Origin of the sequence: Pseudomonas sp. efr-133-TYG-23, assembly GCF_030209215.1 — a bacterium.
GTDB lineage: Bacteria > Pseudomonadota > Gammaproteobacteria > Pseudomonadales > Pseudomonadaceae > Aquipseudomonas > Aquipseudomonas rhodesiae.
This window is the reverse complement of sequence record NZ_JARVSL010000024.1, coordinates 34,408-51,548: the sequence shown is the minus strand read 5'-3', so window position 1 is coordinate 51,548 and position 17,141 is coordinate 34,408. Positions and strand designations below refer to the sequence as shown.

At 59.1% G+C, this 17,141-nt stretch carries 16 protein-coding genes; 14 read left to right on the top strand and 2 right to left on the bottom strand.

The features are described 5' to 3' along the window. Positions 1-163 precede the first annotated feature (163 nt). Both QRN41_RS17535 and QRN41_RS17530 read right to left on the bottom strand, forming a co-directional pair. Complete coding sequence (locus tag QRN41_RS17535) at positions 164-1,384, bottom strand: CaiB/BaiF CoA transferase family protein (protein ID WP_167417399.1); 1,221 nt, start codon at positions 1,382-1,384, stop codon at positions 164-166. A gap of 13 nt (positions 1,385-1,397) precedes the next feature. Then, on the bottom strand, positions 1,398-2,579 hold the full coding sequence (locus QRN41_RS17530; protein ID WP_010207882.1) for an acyl-CoA dehydrogenase: 1,182 nt from the start codon (positions 2,577-2,579) through the stop codon (positions 1,398-1,400). 158 nt (positions 2,580-2,737) lie between these two features. On the opposite strand from QRN41_RS17530, the gene QRN41_RS17525 reads away from it, so the two are divergent. The 14 genes from QRN41_RS17525 to QRN41_RS17460 all read left to right on the top strand — a co-directional run bounded on the left by QRN41_RS17525 (position 2,738) and on the right by QRN41_RS17460 (position 17,090). Continuing rightward, positions 2,738-3,637, top strand: a complete 900-nt coding sequence (locus tag QRN41_RS17525; protein ID WP_034136375.1) for a LysR family transcriptional regulator — start codon at positions 2,738-2,740, stop codon at positions 3,635-3,637. A gap of 451 nt (positions 3,638-4,088) precedes the next feature. Next, positions 4,089-5,210: a Re/Si-specific NAD(P)(+) transhydrogenase subunit alpha gene (locus QRN41_RS17520; RefSeq protein ID WP_034136374.1), complete on the top strand. Its 1,122-nt coding sequence runs from the start codon at positions 4,089-4,091 to the stop codon at positions 5,208-5,210. 15 nt (positions 5,211-5,225) lie between these two features. After that, entirely contained in the window at positions 5,226-5,546 is a 321-nt protein-coding gene (locus QRN41_RS17515) for an NAD(P) transhydrogenase subunit alpha part 2 (protein WP_034101753.1), read from the top strand. Next, the gene (locus tag QRN41_RS17510) at positions 5,546-6,982 is read left to right on the top strand and encodes an NAD(P)(+) transhydrogenase (Re/Si-specific) subunit beta (protein ID WP_034136373.1); all 1,437 of its coding nucleotides are present in this window, start codon (positions 5,546-5,548) and stop codon (positions 6,980-6,982) included. Before QRN41_RS17515 ends, QRN41_RS17510 begins: the two co-directional genes overlap by 1 nt. A 179-nt stretch (positions 6,983-7,161) precedes the next feature. After that, entirely contained in the window at positions 7,162-8,655 is a 1,494-nt protein-coding gene (gene scpC, locus QRN41_RS17505) for a succinyl-CoA:acetate CoA-transferase ScpC (protein WP_167417398.1), read from the top strand. Between the two features lie 317 nt (positions 8,656-8,972). Next, positions 8,973-9,185 (top strand): DUF1127 domain-containing protein, encoded by a 213-nt coding sequence (locus QRN41_RS17500; RefSeq protein ID WP_034101749.1) that lies wholly within the window; start codon positions 8,973-8,975, stop codon positions 9,183-9,185. 260 nt (positions 9,186-9,445) lie between these two features. Continuing rightward, complete coding sequence (locus tag QRN41_RS17495; protein ID WP_034111160.1) at positions 9,446-9,631, top strand: DUF1127 domain-containing protein; 186 nt, start codon at positions 9,446-9,448, stop codon at positions 9,629-9,631. 134 nt (positions 9,632-9,765) lie between these two features. After that, positions 9,766-10,086 (top strand): DUF2388 domain-containing protein, encoded by a 321-nt coding sequence (locus QRN41_RS17490; RefSeq protein ID WP_034101747.1) that lies wholly within the window; start codon positions 9,766-9,768, stop codon positions 10,084-10,086. Positions 10,087-10,189: 103 nt separating this feature from the next. Further along, a complete protein-coding gene (locus tag QRN41_RS17485; RefSeq protein WP_123479103.1) occupies positions 10,190-10,498 on the top strand; it encodes a DUF2388 domain-containing protein in 309 nt (102 codons plus the stop codon). 26 nt (positions 10,499-10,524) lie between these two features. Further along, a complete protein-coding gene (locus QRN41_RS17480) occupies positions 10,525-10,845 on the top strand; it encodes a DUF2388 domain-containing protein (RefSeq protein WP_034101745.1) in 321 nt (106 codons plus the stop codon). Beyond that, complete coding sequence (locus QRN41_RS17475; RefSeq protein ID WP_167417397.1) at positions 10,842-12,803, top strand: DUF7844 domain-containing protein; 1,962 nt, start codon at positions 10,842-10,844, stop codon at positions 12,801-12,803. Before QRN41_RS17480 ends, QRN41_RS17475 begins: the two co-directional genes overlap by 4 nt. A gap of 276 nt (positions 12,804-13,079) precedes the next feature. After that, positions 13,080-14,387, top strand: coding sequence for a CitMHS family transporter (locus QRN41_RS17470; protein WP_167417396.1), 1,308 nt, complete (start codon positions 13,080-13,082; stop codon positions 14,385-14,387). 63 nt (positions 14,388-14,450) lie between these two features. Further along, positions 14,451-15,218, top strand: a complete 768-nt coding sequence (locus QRN41_RS17465; RefSeq protein ID WP_034101741.1) for a TerC family protein — start codon at positions 14,451-14,453, stop codon at positions 15,216-15,218. A gap of 213 nt (positions 15,219-15,431) precedes the next feature. After that, the gene (locus QRN41_RS17460) at positions 15,432-17,090 is read left to right on the top strand and encodes a Na/Pi cotransporter family protein (RefSeq protein WP_285421928.1); all 1,659 of its coding nucleotides are present in this window, start codon (positions 15,432-15,434) and stop codon (positions 17,088-17,090) included. Positions 17,091-17,141 lie beyond the last annotated feature (51 nt).

Genomic DNA, 17,141 nt, shown 5'->3' with positions numbered 1-17,141 from the left:
GTTTACCAAGGAGTTTTCCGTTTCGACTGCGCCGGAAGTGGGGCGAATTATAGACTTCTGGAATCTGCCGTCAAGCGTTAATTTTCGTTTTCTATCAATTACTTAAATCTGGCTAAAAACCAACCAGCATTATTGCTACAGCTCTCTATATAGAAGGAAAGATTCAGATAACACCCGCCCCCTTTAAAGCAGCCACATGATCCGGCCCAAGACCTAATACGCTCTGCAGCACCTGAACGGTGTGCTCTCCTAATAAGGGAGGAGCACTACGGTACTCCACGGGCGTCTTGGATAAACGTATGGGACTGGCAACCTGAGGCACCTCCCCCGCCAGCGGATGGGGTAGTTGCATTGCCAATCCACGCGCCTTGACCTGCGGATCAGAAAACACCTGCGCCAAATCGTTGATCGGTCCACACGGAACTCCGGCACTCTCCAACTGCGCCACCCATTCCGCCGTCGTTTTAAAGACAGTGGCCTGGCGAATCAACGGAATCAACTCGGCGCGATTGGCCACCCGCATCCTATTGGTAGAAAACCGCGGGTCATCTGCCCATTGTGGCTGCCCGGCCACTTGCGCAAATTTCCGGAACTGCCCGTCATTACCGACCGTCAGTATGAAATCACCATCGGCAGTAGGAAAATCCTGGTAAGGAACAATATTCGGATGAGCATTACCCAGGCGCTTTGGCGCGACCCCAGTTGTCAGGTAATTCATCGCCTGGTTAGCCAGGCAGGCGACCTGCACATCGAGCAACGCCATATCAATATGCTGACCGCCACCATCATGATCACGATGGGCCAGGGCAGCCAGTATCGCGACAGTCGAGTAGAGCCCGGTGAGGATATCGGTTAACGCTACCCCCACCTTCACAGGCCCGGCTCCCTCGTCGCCTTCAGGCCGTCCGGTCAGACTCATGAGCCCACCCAGCCCCTGAATCATGAAATCGTAGCCCGCTCGCGCCGCATAGGGTCCTGTCTGGCCAAACCCTGTGATTGAGCAATAGATCAGTTCAGGATTGATCTCCTTGAGCGACTCATAATCCAGCCCATAAGCCGCCAGACCACCGACCTTGAAGTTCTCGATCAGGATGTCGGACTTGGCCGCTAGGTCCCGTATGAGCTTTTGCCCCTCCGGCCGAGTGAAATCGATCGTGACCGACTCTTTATTCCGATTGGCCGCCAGGTAGTACGCCGCCTCGCCGGTGCTCTTACCAAAAGCGTCCTTCAGAAAGGGGGGGCCCCAGGCCCGCGTATCGTCACCACTTACCGGTCGCTCGACCTTGATCACCTCAGCCCCCAGGTCTGCAAGGATCTGTCCCGACCAAGGGCCGGCCAATACCCGCGAAAGATCCAATACCCGCAAATGGGAAAGCGCGCCCATGCCCATACCCCTATTAGTAGAAGGCCTGAAGCCCGGTTTGCGCGCGCCCCAATATCAAGGCATGCACGTCGTGAGTCCCTTCGTAGGTGTTAACCACCTCAAGGTTCACCAAGTGACGCGCCACCCCGAATTCATCGGAAATGCCGTTGCCGCCCAACATGTCACGCGCCATCCGCGCAATATCCAGCGACTTTCCGCATGAGTTGCGCTTCATGATCGACGTGATCTCAACCGCAGCCGTACCTTCGTCTTTCATACGCCCCAGACGCAGGCACCCCTGCAGCGCCAAGGTGATCTCAGTCTGCATATCAGCCAGTTTCTTCTGAATCAGTTGGGTGGCCGCCAGCGGTCGTCCAAACTGCTGACGATCCAATGTGTACTGGCGAGCGGTGTGCCAGCAGAACTCGGCAGCACCCAAAGCCCCCCAGGAGATGCCATAGCGCGCAGAGTTCAGGCAGGTGAAGGGCCCTTTCAAGCCGCGCACATCCGGGAAGATGTTTTCTTCCGGCACAAATACGTTATCCATAACGATCTCGCCGGTGATTGAGGCCCGCAGGCCAACCTTTCCGTGAATCGCCGGAGCACTCAGCCCCTTCCAGCCTTTTTCCAACACGAAACCGCGGATATCACCGGCATCATCCTTGCCCCAGACGACAAACACATCCGCGATCGGGCTGTTGGTGATCCACATCTTGGCGCCCGTCAGGCTGTAGCCGCCTTCCACTTTGCGCGCACGTGTAATCATCGCGCCAGGGTCAGACCCGTGATTAGGTTCGGTCAGACCAAAGCAACCGATCCATTCGCCTGAGGCGAGTTTTGGTAGGTACTTCTGCTTCTGCGCCTCGGTACCGAACTCATTGATCGGTACCATCACCAGCGACGACTGCACACTCATCATCGAACGATAGCCGGAATCGACACGCTCTACTTCGCGCGCGATCAAGCCGTAACTCACGTAGTTCAACCCACTACCGCCGTACTGCTCGGGAATCATTGCGCCCAGCAGGCCGGTCTCACCCATCTCACGGAAAATTGCAGGATCAGTCTTCTCATGACGGAAGGCTTCAAGCACACGCGGCGCCAGTTTGTCCTGAGCGAACTGCTCAGCACTGTCGCGCACCATGCGCTCTTCTTCGGTGAGCTGTTGATCCAGAAGAAGCGGATCGATCCAGTTGAAGCTTGCCTTGCCAGCCATGAGTTAAGTCCTCGCAAAGAACATGGGAAGTCGTGGAGCAAGCCTAGGCTGGGTAATCGTTCTGGGCAAACGAGGTTTAAGCATAAGGTTGTGCTAATTTCTCACTTCGAAACAGTTTTATGCCGTGAAATTTCGCTTTATGAGTGAGGTCAAGGTACATGCGCAGAAAAATCCCCAGCACCACCGCCCTTGTCAGCTTCGAAGCGGCAGCCCGCCACGAGAGCTTCACCAAGGCCGCTCAGGAACTTTCCCTGACCCAAGGCGCCATCTGCCGACAGATCGCCAGCCTTGAGGAGTTCTTGAGTGTGGAACTGTTTCGGCGTTCGCGGCGCGGCGTGAAGCTAACAGAAGCGGGACTGTCCTATAGTCGTCGCGTCGCCACACAACTGGACGCGGTGGAACGCGACACCCTGTCCGTCATGGGCCAGCAGGGCGCCAATGTGATTGAGCTGGCGGTGGTCCCGACATTCGGCACACAGTGGCTGATTCCACGGCTCAAGGACTTCCAGCGCCAACACCCGGAAGTCACGGTGAACCTGACCAACCGTACGCGGCCGTTTCTATTTGCAGATACTGACTTTGACGCTGCGATCTATTTCGGAGATGCCGATTGGTCCGGCACCGAATCCCACCGCTTGATGGGAGAGAATCCGGTGCCAATCTGCAGCCCGCGCTTGCTGGGCAAGCGCACTCACTTCAGCGCCCAGGAAATCGCAGAACTACCGCTGCTGCAGCAAACCACTCGGCCCTATGCGTGGCGCCAGTGGTTCAACGCCAGGCAACTGAACGTTCCCCGCGACATGACAGGACCCCGTTACGAGCTATTCTCGATGCTGTCTCAGGCAGCCATGCACGATATGGGCATCGCGCTGATCCCACCGTTTTTGATCCAGCGAGAGTTGGATGAGCATCAATTGGTGATTGCGAGCCCAGAGGCGCTGACCAGCGCCAAGGCGTATTACCTGATGATTCCTGACAGAAAGGTCGAATCAGCGTCGCTGCACGCCTTCAGAGATTGGCTCATCGAGCAATCACAACGCTACAGCCCCAGTATTTAAAGGGGCCCTCAAATTACTGACTCTGTAGTCAGCTATTTTTAAATCCTACAGATATACGTATATGTCGCATTTCAGCAGACTGTATCTATCGACCGAGAATACGTGCCGAAGCCATGATTCTCATGGCTTACAGCGACCACGACGAGCCAATGCACGACTATTCACAACAACGATGACAAAAACCCCTAAAAACGCCTGAAACCCTTTAATCACTTGTATTTAAAGAGGTTATTTCAGCGAGTTGCGACAATCAGTCACAGGGTGACTTGTAGTTAATTTTTCGTCACCCGTCATAATCCCTTGAAGGCCGTAAAGTTCGCCTGCAAAATGCCGCGCCCCGCTGTCATTTCAGCGGGATCGTGCTGATCGGCCGCCCCAGTTGCGCCACTCGCGGTGCACTGGCCTTTTTACAAAAAGATCAAAAGCAAAAAGATCATGCAGGAGATTTGACGTGCACATTGGTGTTCCTCTCGAAACCCAGACCGGTGAAACGCGGGTGGCTGCCACCCCGGAAACCATCAAGAAGCTGATCGGCCAGGGCCATAAGGTCACTGTACAAAGTGGAGCGGGCCTCAAGGCCAGCGTTGTCGACAGTGCTTATGAAGCGGCAGGTGCCACCCTTGGCAGCGCCAACGACGCATTTGGCGCCGAGCTGATCCTGAAGGTGGTCGCTCCCAGCGATAACGAGATGGCGCTGATTAAAAGCGGCACCGTGTTGGTGGGCATGCTCAATCCGTTCAGCAATGAAACTATCGCCAAACTGGCCGAACGCGGCATCACCGCCTTCGCCCTGGAAGCCGCACCGCGCACCTCTCGGGCCCAAAGCCTCGACGTGCTGTCGTCCCAGGCCAACATTGCTGGCTATAAAGCCGTGCTGCTCGCCGCCCATCACTACCCACGCTTCATGCCCATGCTGATGACCGCCGCCGGCACCGTTAAAGCCGCGCGCGTATTGATCCTTGGCGCTGGCGTTGCAGGGCTGCAGGCGATCGCTACGGCGAAACGCCTGGGAGCTGTGATCGAAGCGTCTGACGTGCGCCCGGCCGTGAAGGAACAGATCGAGTCCCTCGGCGCCAAGTTTGTCGACGTACCCTACGAAACCGATGAAGAGCGCGAATGCGCCGTCGGGGTCGGCGGTTACGCCCGCCCGATGCCGACCAGCTGGATGCAACGTCAGGCGCAGGCCGTACACGAGCGCGCCAAACAAGCCGATATTGTTATCACCACTGCGTTGATACCCGGCCGCAAGGCACCGACGCTGCTAAGCGCCGACACTGTCGCGCAGATGAAGCCCGGCTCGGTGGTCATTGACCTCGCCGCCGCCCAAGGCGGTAACTGCCCGCTGACTGTGGCCGACCAAGTGGTGGTGGAAAACGGCGTGATCATCTGCGGCCCGACCAACCTCGCCGGTGCCGTCGCCGCCGACGCGTCGGCATTGTATGCGCGCAACCTGCTGGACTTCCTGAAGCTGGTCTTCACCAAGGAAGGCCAATTTGAAATCAACCTCGAAGACGACATCGTCGCCGCGTGCCTGATGTGCCGCGACGGCCAAGTCATCCGCAAAAACGCCTAAGCAGGGATTCAGACGATGGAAGAGCTTATCTCCCCCGGTATCTACAACCTGATCATCTTTGTGCTGGCGATTTATGTCGGTTACCACGTGGTCTGGAACGTCACGCCCGCACTGCACACGCCTTTGATGGCGGTGACCAACGCGATTTCCGCCATCGTGATCGTCGGCGCCATGCTCGCCGCCGCCCTTACCGTGACGCCGCTGGGCAAAACCATGGGCACCCTGGCCGTGGCCCTGGCTGCGGTCAACGTGTTCGGCGGCTTCCTGGTTACCCGCAGGATGCTGGAGATGTTCAAGAAGAAAGCCGCGAAAGTAAAAGAAGAGGCGCCGAAGTAATGAGCATGAATCTCGTCACGACGCTTTACCTGATCGCGTCGATCTGCTTCATCCAGGCACTCAAGGGCCTGTCGCACCCCACCACGTCGCGTCGCGGCAACCTGTTCGGCATGCTGGGCATGGCCCTGGCCGTGCTCACCACCGTGGGGCTCATCTATAAGCTCGGCGCTGAGCTGGCCACTGCCGGCATCGGCTATGTGATCGTCGGTCTGCTGATCGGCGGCACCGCCGGTTCGATCATGGCCAAGCGTGTAGAAATGACCAAGATGCCGGAGCTGGTGGCGTTCATGCACAGCATGATTGGCCTGGCCGCCGTGTTTATCGCCATCGCGGCGGTGGTCGAGCCGCAATCCCTGGGTATCGTCAAACACCTGGGCGATGCGATTCCTGCCGGTAACCGCCTGGAACTGTTCCTCGGCGCGGCCATCGGTGCCATCACGTTCTCAGGCTCGGTGATCGCGTTCGGCAAGCTGTCTGGCAAGTACAAGTTCCGCCTGTTTCAGGGCGCACCGGTACAGTTCGGCGGCCAGCACAAACTGAACCTGGTGCTGGGCCTCACAACCCTGGCCCTAGGGCTGGCATTCATGTTCACCGGCAACCTCACCGCTTTCGCGCTGATGCTGGCTCTAGCGTTCGTATTGGGCGTGCTGATCATTATCCCGATCGGCGGTGCTGACATGCCGGTGGTGGTCTCGATGCTCAACAGCTATTCAGGCTGGGCGGCGGCCGGTATCGGTTTCTCGCTGAACAACTCGATGCTGATTATTGCCGGTTCGCTGGTGGGCTCCAGCGGCGCGATCCTGTCGTACATCATGTGCAAGGCGATGAACCGCTCCTTCTTCAATGTACTGCTCGGCGGCTTCGGTAACGCACCGGACGCCGGGGCGGCCGCTGGCTCAAAAGAAGCGCGCCCGGTGAAATCCGGTTCGGCCGACGACGCGACCTTCCTGCTGACCAACGCCGACACCGTGATCATCGTCCCAGGCTACGGCCTGGCAGTGGCGCGGGCGCAGCATGCGCTCAAAGAGTTGACCGAGAAGCTCACTCACCACGGCGTCACAGTGAAATACGCGATCCACCCGGTGGCCGGCCGTATGCCTGGACACATGAACGTGTTGCTCGCCGAGGCGGAGGTGCCTTACGACCAGGTGTTCGAGATGGAGGACATCAACTCCGAGTTCGGCCAGGCCGACGTGGTGCTGGTATTGGGCGCCAACGACGTGGTCAACCCGGCCGCCAAGAACGACCCAAACTCGCCAATCGCCGGTATGCCGATCCTGGAAGCCTTCAAGGCCAAGACCATCATCGTCAACAAGCGCTCGATGGCCAGCGGTTATGCCGGGCTGGATAACGAGCTGTTCTACTTGGACAAAACCATGATGGTCTTCGGCGACGCCAAGAAGGTCATCGAGGACATGGTCAAGGCCGTCGAATAACACTGCGCCAGCGCAATACCCGAAACCCCGGCCTGCAGTAGGCTGGGGTTTTTTATTGCGGGATGAAACCCGACCAAAGGCTCTAAATCGCTGCCTCGCATTCGACCATGGTAGCGGGCCGAATTTTTTTGAAATCACTACACTGCCCACCTTGCTTCCGTAGCCTGAGATAACAATTCATGTACCGTGATCGTATCCGCTTGCCTTCGCTGTTGAACAAGGTCATGAGCGCGGCTGACGCCGCCGCACTGATCGAGGACGGCATGACCGTCGGCATGAGTGGCTTCACCCGTGCCGGTGAAGCCAAGGCCGTCCCCCACGCCCTGGCCGAGCGCGCCAAGACTTCCCCGCTGAAAATCACGTTGATGACCGGCGCCAGCCTGGGCAATGACTTGGACAAGCAGCTGACCGAGGCCGGCGTATTGTCCCGACGCATGCCGTTCCAGGTAGACAGCACCTTGCGCAAGGCCATCAACGCAGGCGAGGTGATGTTCATCGATCAACACCTGTCGGAAACCGTCGAGCAACTGCGCAATAACCAGCTCAAGCTCCCGGACATTGCAGTGATCGAAGCGGTTGCTATCACCGAGCAGGGTCACATAGTGCCCACCACCTCCGTGGGCAACTCGGCCAGTTTCGCGATTTTCGCCAAGCAGGTGATCGTCGAGATCAACCTGGCGCACAACCCGAACCTGGAAGGGCTGCACGACATCTATATACCTACCTACCGGCCGACCCGCACACCGATTCCACTGGTGAAGGTAGATGACCGCATCGGCAGCACCGCAATCCCGATTCCGCCGGAGAAGATCGTTGCGATCGTCATCACCAACCAGGCCGACTCTGCGTCTACCGTAACCCCGCCTGACAATGACACCCAGGGCATCGCCAATCACTTGATCAATTTCCTCAGGCAAGAAGTGGATGCCGGGCGCATGACCAACAAACTCGGCCCGCTGCAGGCCGGGATCGGCAACATTGCCAACGCGGTAATGTGCGGTTTGATCGACTCGCCATTCGAAGACCTGACCATGTACTCGGAAGTACTGCAGGACTCGACATTTGACCTGATCGACGCCGGCAAGCTGAGCTTTGCCTCGGGCAGTTCGATCACCTTGTCGGAACGGCGCAACGCCGACGTGTTCGGCAACCTGGAACGCTACAAAGAGAAATTGGTGCTGCGCCCTCAGGAAATCTCCAACCACCCTGAAGTGGTGCGGCGCCTGGGCATTATCGGTATCAATACCGCTCTGGAGTTCGACATATACGGCAACGTCAACTCCACCCATGTGTGCGGCACGCGGATGATGAACGGCATCGGCGGTTCAGGCGACTTCGCGCGCAACGCGCATCTGGCGATCTTCGTGACCAAGTCGATCGCCAAAGGTGGTGCGATTTCCAGCGTGGTGCCGATGGTGAGCCATGTGGATCACACCGAACATGACGTGGACATCCTAGTGACTGAAGTAGGCCTGGCCGACCTGCGTGGCCTGGCGCCACGGGAGCGGGCGCGGGTGATCATCGATAACTGTGTACACCCCGCTTACCGCGATGCATTGAACACCTACTTCGAGACCGCTTGCGCATTAGGCGGCCACACCCCGCACATCCTGCGCGAGGCACTGAGCTGGCACATCAACCTGGAAGAAACCGGGCATATGCTGAAGGCTTGATTCATACACCTCGGGGCTGAGGCAAGTACAGTTGCCTCAGCTCCTTAAGCAACCCGCCAAAATTTAAAAAACTGTACTGCTGTACCGGTCATTTCCTACGCCATTTACCTACTCAACCTTTAAAAAATGCCAATTTCGCACCATTTAGGTGCGGACAGGTACAGTTGCCCCATTTCCGTACCGTACAGCCTCATTAAACAGTTAACTGGCCCCTCACAATACAGGTGAACTGTATCTAGAGAGTGTTGCCCTGGAAGAGGATCATTGGCATCAGTTAAACCACTACCTAATCCCGCCACAAGCGGAAGGATGTCATCATGGAACGTACACTCAGTTCCGAACTGTTCTCCGAAAAAGCCGTAAACCACCAAGCCGCTCTGCCTCTGCGCGTTCTGGCCAACCTGATGCTGTGGCAGCGCCGCATCTCCAGCCGTCACCAACTGGCTCGTCTGGATTCGCGTCTGCTGGCTGATGCTGGTATCAGCGAAGCTCAACGCTACGAAGAGCTGAGCAAGCCGTTCTGGCGCTAATGAGCGCTCGCTGGCCCTGACCTGCTTAGGTCCACTGCCAGCAACCAGATTGAACAAAACAAAGCCCGCCCCGGGAAACCGGAGGCGGGCTTTGTCGTTTGGGGGATTCGATTTTTGGCGCCGAGCAGAAGCGCTATATTCAGACCAGTACAGTTCTAATAATAGAACATTTTAGCGGTACAATTTGCCCGCAGTGTATCTGTATCGCTCGATATACCTCTCTCACAATGGTGCTTCAGAACTAATCGAAGGCACCTTCCATGACTAATCGAGACGCTCTATATAAGCGGCTGACACGTCGTATAGTCGACGGCCTTGGCCGTTGGGCGCAGCGTGCTCACGGTAGGCGCCAGCTGGCTCAGCTTGATCCGCGAGACTTGGCCGATGCAGGCATCACGCAGGGAGATCGTATTGCCGAGCTGTCCAAACCATTCTGGCGTGACTAGACAGTCAAGAAGCTTTCCGAACGGATAAATGGCGGCTTAATATCCAGCTACCGAGTGGCGAAGCACGGGGAGCAGGCGTCTGATCCCCAACGACTGTTCTGCACCACTTATCGTTCATCTAAAGGAGTCACACCATGTCCCGTCTTCGCCTGCTGAGTGCCGCTGCTCTATTGACCCTGGCTACCACTGCCAACGCGAGCAGCTTTATCGTGACCACCGACTCCATCGTTGGCGCCCTGAAAGCCACGTCCGACGCGACCTCCGATGCCACTTCGTCCCTACGTGACAACAAAGTCGTACGCGCCGCCCGTGACGACGCCGCCAGCTTTGTCGCCAGCGAAGGTGCAATTCGTGGAGTGAAGCTGGAAAGCGCCCTGGCTCAAATCCGCCAACAAGCCCCGCAATTGAACACCGCGACGGACGCACAGTTGGCCCAAGCCATCCTGGCAATCTGAAACACCATGCAACGGGAGCCTCTGCCGCTCCCGGATGCCTTCGCACTGGCCCTTGCCGGGGCTTTGCGCTAGCCTTGCCGCTCGTTTTCAGTTGTCGAGTCCTATGGCTTTTTCATACCGTTTGCTCATCGTTCCTATGTTGTTTTCTGCCAGTTGGTCGCCCATTGCCTCTGCCTTTGACGTGACCATTCAGGGCACCGTCGCGAGCGCGTACGCCACCAGCAAAGTGACTTCCGCACCTTTCGACAGAAAAGTCGTCATGGCGGCCCAGGATGATGCCGCCGCTTTCATTGCCACTGACGGTCAGTGGCGGGGAGCACGGCTGGAGTCGGCATTGGATTACCTGCGCCGCAGCCAGCCAAAACTTAACGCCAGCGACCTTGAACTGGCGCAAGCAATTCTCGTCCAATAATCACCTTTGTATTTCGGAGTCATTCCATGCGTAGCCCGCTGATCGTCGCCACCCTTGGCCTGCTGTTGTTGGCCGACGTTGCCCAGGCGCATACCCTGGTGGCCACCAGTAACATCATTGTGCGCGCCTCCGGTCGCACCATTGATTTCACCTCAGACACCACCACCTCCATCCGCGATTCCAAGGTCGTACGCGAAGCCCACGACGACGCCGCCAGTTTTGTCGCCACCAACGGCGAAATCCGTGGCGCGCAACTGGAGGCCGCCTTCGATACCCTGCGAACCCGCCTGCCTGAAGCACGCGATGCCAGCGACCAGACTCTCGCCGAAGCCATCCTCGCACTGTGAGGCGCCTCGCGGCCTGGCTCCTGGCCGGGACTGTGCTGCTATGCGCCAGCGCTGCCCAGGCCAGCCTGCAACTGCGGCTCAAGACCGAGGGCTTGAGCCCGGCTGAACAGCAGGCCAGCCAGGCATTGCTCGATGATGCGATGCGCGCGTTGCCGCCGCGCTTTATCGAGCAACTGGACCGACGCATCGATGTCGGCTGGACCGACCAGATGCCTGCAAACGCTTACGGCCAAGCCTCCCTGGTGTCCGAGCTGGACCTCAACCGCAACCTGTTGGCCAGCCTGACCGACGGCAGCGCCGCCACGCGTAAAACCAATCGCCCCCACGGCACCGTGCGCCGGGAAATGCTGGCCACGGTCCTGCATGAACTGACTCACATCTATGATCGCGCGCGCCTGTGGTCCGAAGACGAACGCAGGCTGATCCAGCGCTGCAGTCGCCAGAACAGCATCACCGGCGTGATCGGCCTGCCGGATCAGTGCCGTGGCCAGAACGACCGGCGCTTCACCCTCAGCGATGACCCGCGATTGCTCGACCTCGCCGGTTGGCCGCAATACGTCGGCAGGCGCGGCGAACGCGAACAACACAACCGCCAGGTGGTGCGCAGCCCCGACCTGTACGAAACCACCAGCCCGCTGGAATTCGTCGCGGTCAATATGGAGTACTTCCTCCTCGACCCGAGCTACGCTTGCCGGCGCCCGGCACTGTTCCGTTACTACCGCGATCACTTCGGCTGGGCCCCGCCCGAACAGGATGCCTGCGCCAAGACTTACGCGTTTCTCAATGCCGGCAACGATTTCGCCAAAACGCCGCTGGGTCATATCGATCCCGAGCGGGTATACCAGATTGACTACTTGCTGGCCGAAGCCAACCAGAACCTAGTGAGCCGTTGGGGCCACAGCATGTTGCGTCTGGTGATCTGCGCCCCGGGCCGCCCGCGTGGGCCGGACTGTCGGCTGGATCTGGACCAGCACCTGGTGCTGTCCTACCGCGCTTTCGTCGGTGACGTGCAACTGTCGAGCTGGGACGGTCTGGTGGGCAAATACCCGTCACGGCTGTTCGTATTGCCGCTGGCGCAGGTGATCGATGAATACACCAAGACCGAACTGCGCGGCCTGGCCTCCGTCCCGCTGAAACTCACGCGCCGGGAGATCAACGAAACCGTCGAGCACGCCGCTGAAATGCACTGGAGCTACGACGGCAACTATTTCTTCCTGTCCAATAACTGTGCCGTGGAAAGCCTGAAACTGTTGCGCAGCGGCAGCGCCAACCCGCAGCTGACCGGCCTGGACAACATTACCCCCAATGGCTTGCTGGAAGTACTGCAGGCTCGCGGTCTGGCCGATACCAGCGTGCTGGACGACAAACGTGAAGCGCTGCGCCTGGGGTATCACTTCGACTCCTTCCGCGAACGCTACCAGGCCATGTTCGACGTGCTGCGCAAACATCTGCCGATCAAACAGACTCAGGTTGAAGACTGGCTCTCCCTCAGCGCCGAGCAACGTCGCGTGTGGTTCAACCAGGCCGATCTGCGCACCAGTGCGGCGTTGCTGCTGTTGGAACAGGCGAGCTTCCGTAAACAGCTGATGCTGGCCCAGGATGAGGTCAAGCAGCGTTACCTCGGCGCCCGCGAGTTGAAAAACGGCGGCATGGAGAAAGCCAACGCCACGTTGCAGCAGATCCTTGCCAACAGTGGCTTTCTCAGTCGCCCGGCTGAACTGCTGGGCAGTGGCGGCTACGGTCTGCCGCAACCGTCGGAAGCCACGCGCCTGGAGTCAGAAAGCGCCGAGCGCCAAAAGCAATTGCAATCGCTGACCGGCGAGCTGGACAAAGAGGTGAGGGCGCTGCTGGATCCGTCCCGTGCCGCCGAGATCGCCGCCTGTGAAGCCAACCTCAAGCAGGTCGGTGAACATCTGCGCAAACTGCACAAGGCGGCGGGCGGCCTCGAACTGCCCTGAGGCCCCCGCGATAGTTGACATGCGTTCCCCTGAAGACCGCGCATCTTCCCACCACCAACTGTTTTGCCAGCGAAAGCTGGCTGAAAGCTTACGCGTCTAGGATCGCCCCCAACTGCCGGCAACAGACCGGCTGTACACAACAACAATGGTGATCCCCGATGTCCGTCCGTACCCGCCTGTTCGCTCCAACTCCATCCGTAAGCCTCGTGACTGTCGTTCTGCGCTGAACCGTTCCGGTTCGCCATTCCCTAGCCGCGCTACGCCTGGAGTATTCCTATGCTGACTTTCCTTGGCTTTGCCATGGTCATCACGTTCATGTTCCTGATCATGACCAAGCGCTTGTCCGCGCTGATCGCCTTGATCATTGTGCCGATCCTGTTCGCGCTGTTCGGCGGCTTCGCGCCGAAGATCGGCCCGATGATGCTCGAAGGCATCACCAAGCTCGCGCCGACCGGCGTGATGCTGATGTTCGCCATCCTCTACTTTGCCTTGATGATCGACTCCGGCCTGTTCGACCCGGCCGTGCGCAAGATCCTCAAGATGGTCAAGGGCGACCCGCTGAAAATCTCGGTCGGCACCGCGGTGCTGGCCCTGGTGGTGTCCCTCGACGGTGACGGCGCCACCACGTACATGATCTGCGTAGCCGCCATGCTGCCGCTGTACCAGCGCATCGGCATGAGCCCGCGGATCATGGCCGGCCTGATCATCCTCGCCGGTGGCGTGATGAACATGACCCCCTGGGGCGGCCCCACCGCCCGCGCCGCCAGTGCGCTGCATGTGGACCCGTCGGATATTTTCGTACCCATGATCCCCGCCATGGCCGCCGGCGTGGTGGCGATCCTGGTGATCGCTTACATGTACGGCAAGCGCGAACGTGCGCGCTTGGGTGAACTGCACCTGCAAGTCGACGAAATCGACCACAGCGAGATCAGTGTGTCGCAGTACCCGGACGCTCGCCGTCCGAAGCTGATCTGGTTCAACGGCGCCCTGACCCTGGCGCTGATGTGCACTCTGATTGCAGGTCTGTTGCCGCTGCCGGTGCTGTTCATGGTGGCGTTCAGCATCGCGATGATCGTCAACTACCCGTGCCTGCAACAACAAAAAGACCGCGTAGCCGCTCACGCCGGCAGCGTGCTGGCGGTGGTGGGGCTGATCTTCGCGGCGGGCATTTTCACCGGCATTCTGTCGGGTACCGGCATGGTCGATGCTATGTCCAAGAGCCTGCTGGCGGTCATCCCTGAAGCGTTGGGCCCGTACCTGGCGGTGATCACCGCGCTGGTGAGCATGCCGTTCACGTTCTTCATGTCCAACGACGCGTTCTACTACGGCGTACTGCCAGTACTCGCCGAAGCCGCCAGCCACTATGGCATCACCGCCGTGGAAATGGCCCGCGCTTCCATCGTTGGTCAGCCCGTGCACTTGCTCAGCCCGTTGGTCCCCTCGACCTACCTGCTGGTGGCCCTGGCCGGTATCGAATTTGGCGATCACCAGCGCTTTACGTTGAAGTGGGCAGTGCTGGTGTGCCTGTGCATAATGTTCGCCGCCTTGCTGATGGGGATTTTTCCGCTGTTCAGCACTCTATAACCGTACAACCCACTGCGCCGGTTCCAGACCGGCGCGGTTCAACACTTGCGCAAAGGAATACACATGGAATGGCTGACCAATCCGGAGATCTGGATTGCCTTCTTCACCCTGACGGCCCTCGAGATCGTTCTGGGCATCGATAACATCATCATGATTTCGATCCTGGTCAGCCGCATGCCCAAGCACATGCAAGCGCGCACCCGGATTTTCGGCCTGGCGCTGGCAATGGTCACGCGCATCATGCTGCTGCTGTCGATCACTTGGGTGATGCAATTGACCGCCGACCTGTTCGTGGTCCTCGGCCAGGGCATTTCCGGTCGCGACCTGATTCTGTTCTTCGGTGGCCTGTTCCTGCTGTGGAAAAGCTCCCAGGAGATGTACCACGCGCTGGAAGGCGAAGACGAAACCCACGAGGAGCCCAAGGGCGCCGGTGGCAAGTTCATCTACACCATCATCCAGATCGCGATCATCGACATCGTGTTCTCCCTGGACTCGGTGATCACTGCGGTCGGCATGGTGTCCCATGTGCCGGTCATGGTCGCCGCGATCGTCGTCGCCGTACTGGTGATGATGCTGGCGGCCGGCAAGATCAGCGAGTTCATCGATAAGCACCCGTCATTGAAAATGCTCGCGCTGTCGTTCCTGCTGGTGGTGGGTACCGTGCTGATCGCCGAATCCTTCGATGTGCATGTGCCGAAGGGTTACGTCTACTTCGCCATGGCGTTCTCGTTGGCGGTGGAAGCGGTAAACATCAAGATGCGCACCGCCATCGCGAAAAAGAAAAAGCAGCAGGATCCGGTGAAACTGCGCAAGGACATTCCGGGTCAGTAAACCCGAGCCTGAACAAAAACGGGGCCTTCGCGCCCCGTTTTTTTTACATCGCAAAAAGCTGATTTCATGACAGTTTTGTTTCAATCCCCACTTTAGCTATGCGATGCTGGCGCCGAGCCCATTCGCCAACTACAGCTTAAGTACAAGACGTAGAACGGCACGCGGCAATTCTCATTGGCTCCTTCTGGAGCCCACCAACACGGGGGGCCGAGCATGCTGACCTTGCTCAATCTGCTTTCCGCCGTGACCCTGCTGATCTGGGGCACGCACATCGTCCGAACCGGCATCCTGCGGGTCTACGGTTCCAATTTGCGCCACGTCATCGGCCAGAACATGGCCAAGCGCTGGCTGGCGTTTATCGCCGGCATTCTGGTGACCGCCATGGTGCAGAGCAGCAACGCCACGGCGATGCTGGTGACATCATTCGTCGGCCAGGGCCTGATGGGGCTGATGCCGGCCATGGCCACCATGCTCGGCGCCGACGTCGGCACGGCCTTGATGGCGCGGGTACTCACCTTTGATCTGTCCTGGCTGTCGCCGCTGTTGATTTTTCTGGGGGTGATTTTCTTCCTGTCGCGCAAACAGACGCGGGCAGGGCAGTTGGGTCGGGTGGGCATCGGCCTGGGGCTGATCATCCTGGCGCTGCAATTGATCGTCGAAGCGGCGGGACCGATTACCCATGCCCAGGGGGTCAAAGTCGTGTTTGCGTCGCTGACCGGCGACATCCTGCTCGACGCCTTGGTCGGCGCCTTGTTCGCCATGATTTCCTACTCCAGTCTCGCCGCGGTGCTGCTGACCGCCACCCTAGCCGGCGCCGGCGTGATCGGCCTGCATGTGGCAATCGGCCTGGTGATCGGCGCCAATATCGGCAGCGGCATACTGGCATTTCTCAGTACCAGCATGCAGAACGCGGCCGGTCGCCAGGTCGCCCTAGGGAGCCTGCTGTACAAACTGATCGGCCTGCTGCTGATCATCCCGGTGCTCGACCCGCTCGTACGCTGGATGGATAATCTGGACTACAGCGCCCAGGGCATGGTCATCACCTTTCATCTGCTCTACAACGTCAGCCGCTGCCTGATCCTGCTGCCCACCATCGGCCCGATGGCACGCTTGTGCACGTGGCTGCTGCCAGAGCGAGAAGAGGTCAATGGCAAAGCCAAACCACGGCATCTGGACCCTACCGCCCTCACCACTCCCAGCTTGGCGCTAGCCAACGCCGCGCGAGAAACCCTGCGCCTGGGTGACCTGATCGACAATATGCTCACCGCCATGCAGGAAGTACTGCGCGGCAAACAGACGGCCATCACCCAGGAAATGCGCAGCCTCAGCGATGACGTTGAAGCGCTCTACAGCGCCATTAAGCTCTACCTGGCGCAAATGCCCCGCGAAGACCTCAGCGACCAAGACAGCCGCCGGTGGGCCGAAATCATCGAGCTATCGATCAACCTCAAGCTGGCCGGCGACTTGATCGAACGCATGCTGCGCAAGGTCCAGCAGCAGAAGACCTCCCAGCGCCGGCAGTTCTCGGAGGTGGGCCTGGAAGAACTCACCGACCTGCACAGCCAGTTGATCGCCAATCTGCGCCTGGGGCTTTCGGTGTTTCTCAGCGCCGACCCCCACAGCGCTCGCCAGCTGCTGCGTGAGAAGCGCCGCTTCCGCGCCCAGGAGCGGCGCCTGGCCCATGCCCATGTCAGCCGTCTGCAGCGCAAGATCGTACAAAGCCTGGAGACCAGTTCGCTGCATCTGGAGCTGATTGCCGACATGAAACGCCTGAACTCGTTGTTTTGCAGCAGTGCGTATGTGGTGTTGGAAACGTCCGACACCGGCGCACTCTCGGCCGAAGATATTGCCGACATCACGCATTCACCCTGAACGTACGATGGCCCGTGAAGTCAGTTACAACTGACCTCACTCGCCAGGAAG

Coding starts and splice junctions, on each gene's coding strand:
- QRN41_RS17535 (WP_167417399.1), bottom strand. CDS start 1,384: ATGGGCGCGCTTTCCCATTTGCGGGTATTGGATCTTTCGCGGGTATTG.
- QRN41_RS17530 (WP_010207882.1), bottom strand. CDS start 2,579: ATGGCTGGCAAGGCAAGCTTCAACTGGATCGATCCGCTTCTTCTGGAT.
- QRN41_RS17525 (WP_034136375.1), top strand. CDS start 2,738: ATGCGCAGAAAAATCCCCAGCACCACCGCCCTTGTCAGCTTCGAAGCG.
- QRN41_RS17515 (WP_034101753.1), top strand. CDS start 5,226: ATGGAAGAGCTTATCTCCCCCGGTATCTACAACCTGATCATCTTTGTG.
- QRN41_RS17510 (WP_034136373.1), top strand. CDS start 5,546: ATGAGCATGAATCTCGTCACGACGCTTTACCTGATCGCGTCGATCTGC.
- scpC (WP_167417398.1), top strand. CDS start 7,162: ATGTACCGTGATCGTATCCGCTTGCCTTCGCTGTTGAACAAGGTCATG.
- QRN41_RS17500 (WP_034101749.1), top strand. CDS start 8,973: ATGGAACGTACACTCAGTTCCGAACTGTTCTCCGAAAAAGCCGTAAAC.
- QRN41_RS17495 (WP_034111160.1), top strand. CDS start 9,446: ATGACTAATCGAGACGCTCTATATAAGCGGCTGACACGTCGTATAGTC.
- QRN41_RS17490 (WP_034101747.1), top strand. CDS start 9,766: ATGTCCCGTCTTCGCCTGCTGAGTGCCGCTGCTCTATTGACCCTGGCT.
- QRN41_RS17485 (WP_123479103.1), top strand. CDS start 10,190: ATGGCTTTTTCATACCGTTTGCTCATCGTTCCTATGTTGTTTTCTGCC.
- QRN41_RS17480 (WP_034101745.1), top strand. CDS start 10,525: ATGCGTAGCCCGCTGATCGTCGCCACCCTTGGCCTGCTGTTGTTGGCC.
- QRN41_RS17470 (WP_167417396.1), top strand. CDS start 13,080: ATGCTGACTTTCCTTGGCTTTGCCATGGTCATCACGTTCATGTTCCTG.
- QRN41_RS17465 (WP_034101741.1), top strand. CDS start 14,451: ATGGAATGGCTGACCAATCCGGAGATCTGGATTGCCTTCTTCACCCTG.
- QRN41_RS17460 (WP_285421928.1), top strand. CDS start 15,432: ATGCTGACCTTGCTCAATCTGCTTTCCGCCGTGACCCTGCTGATCTGG.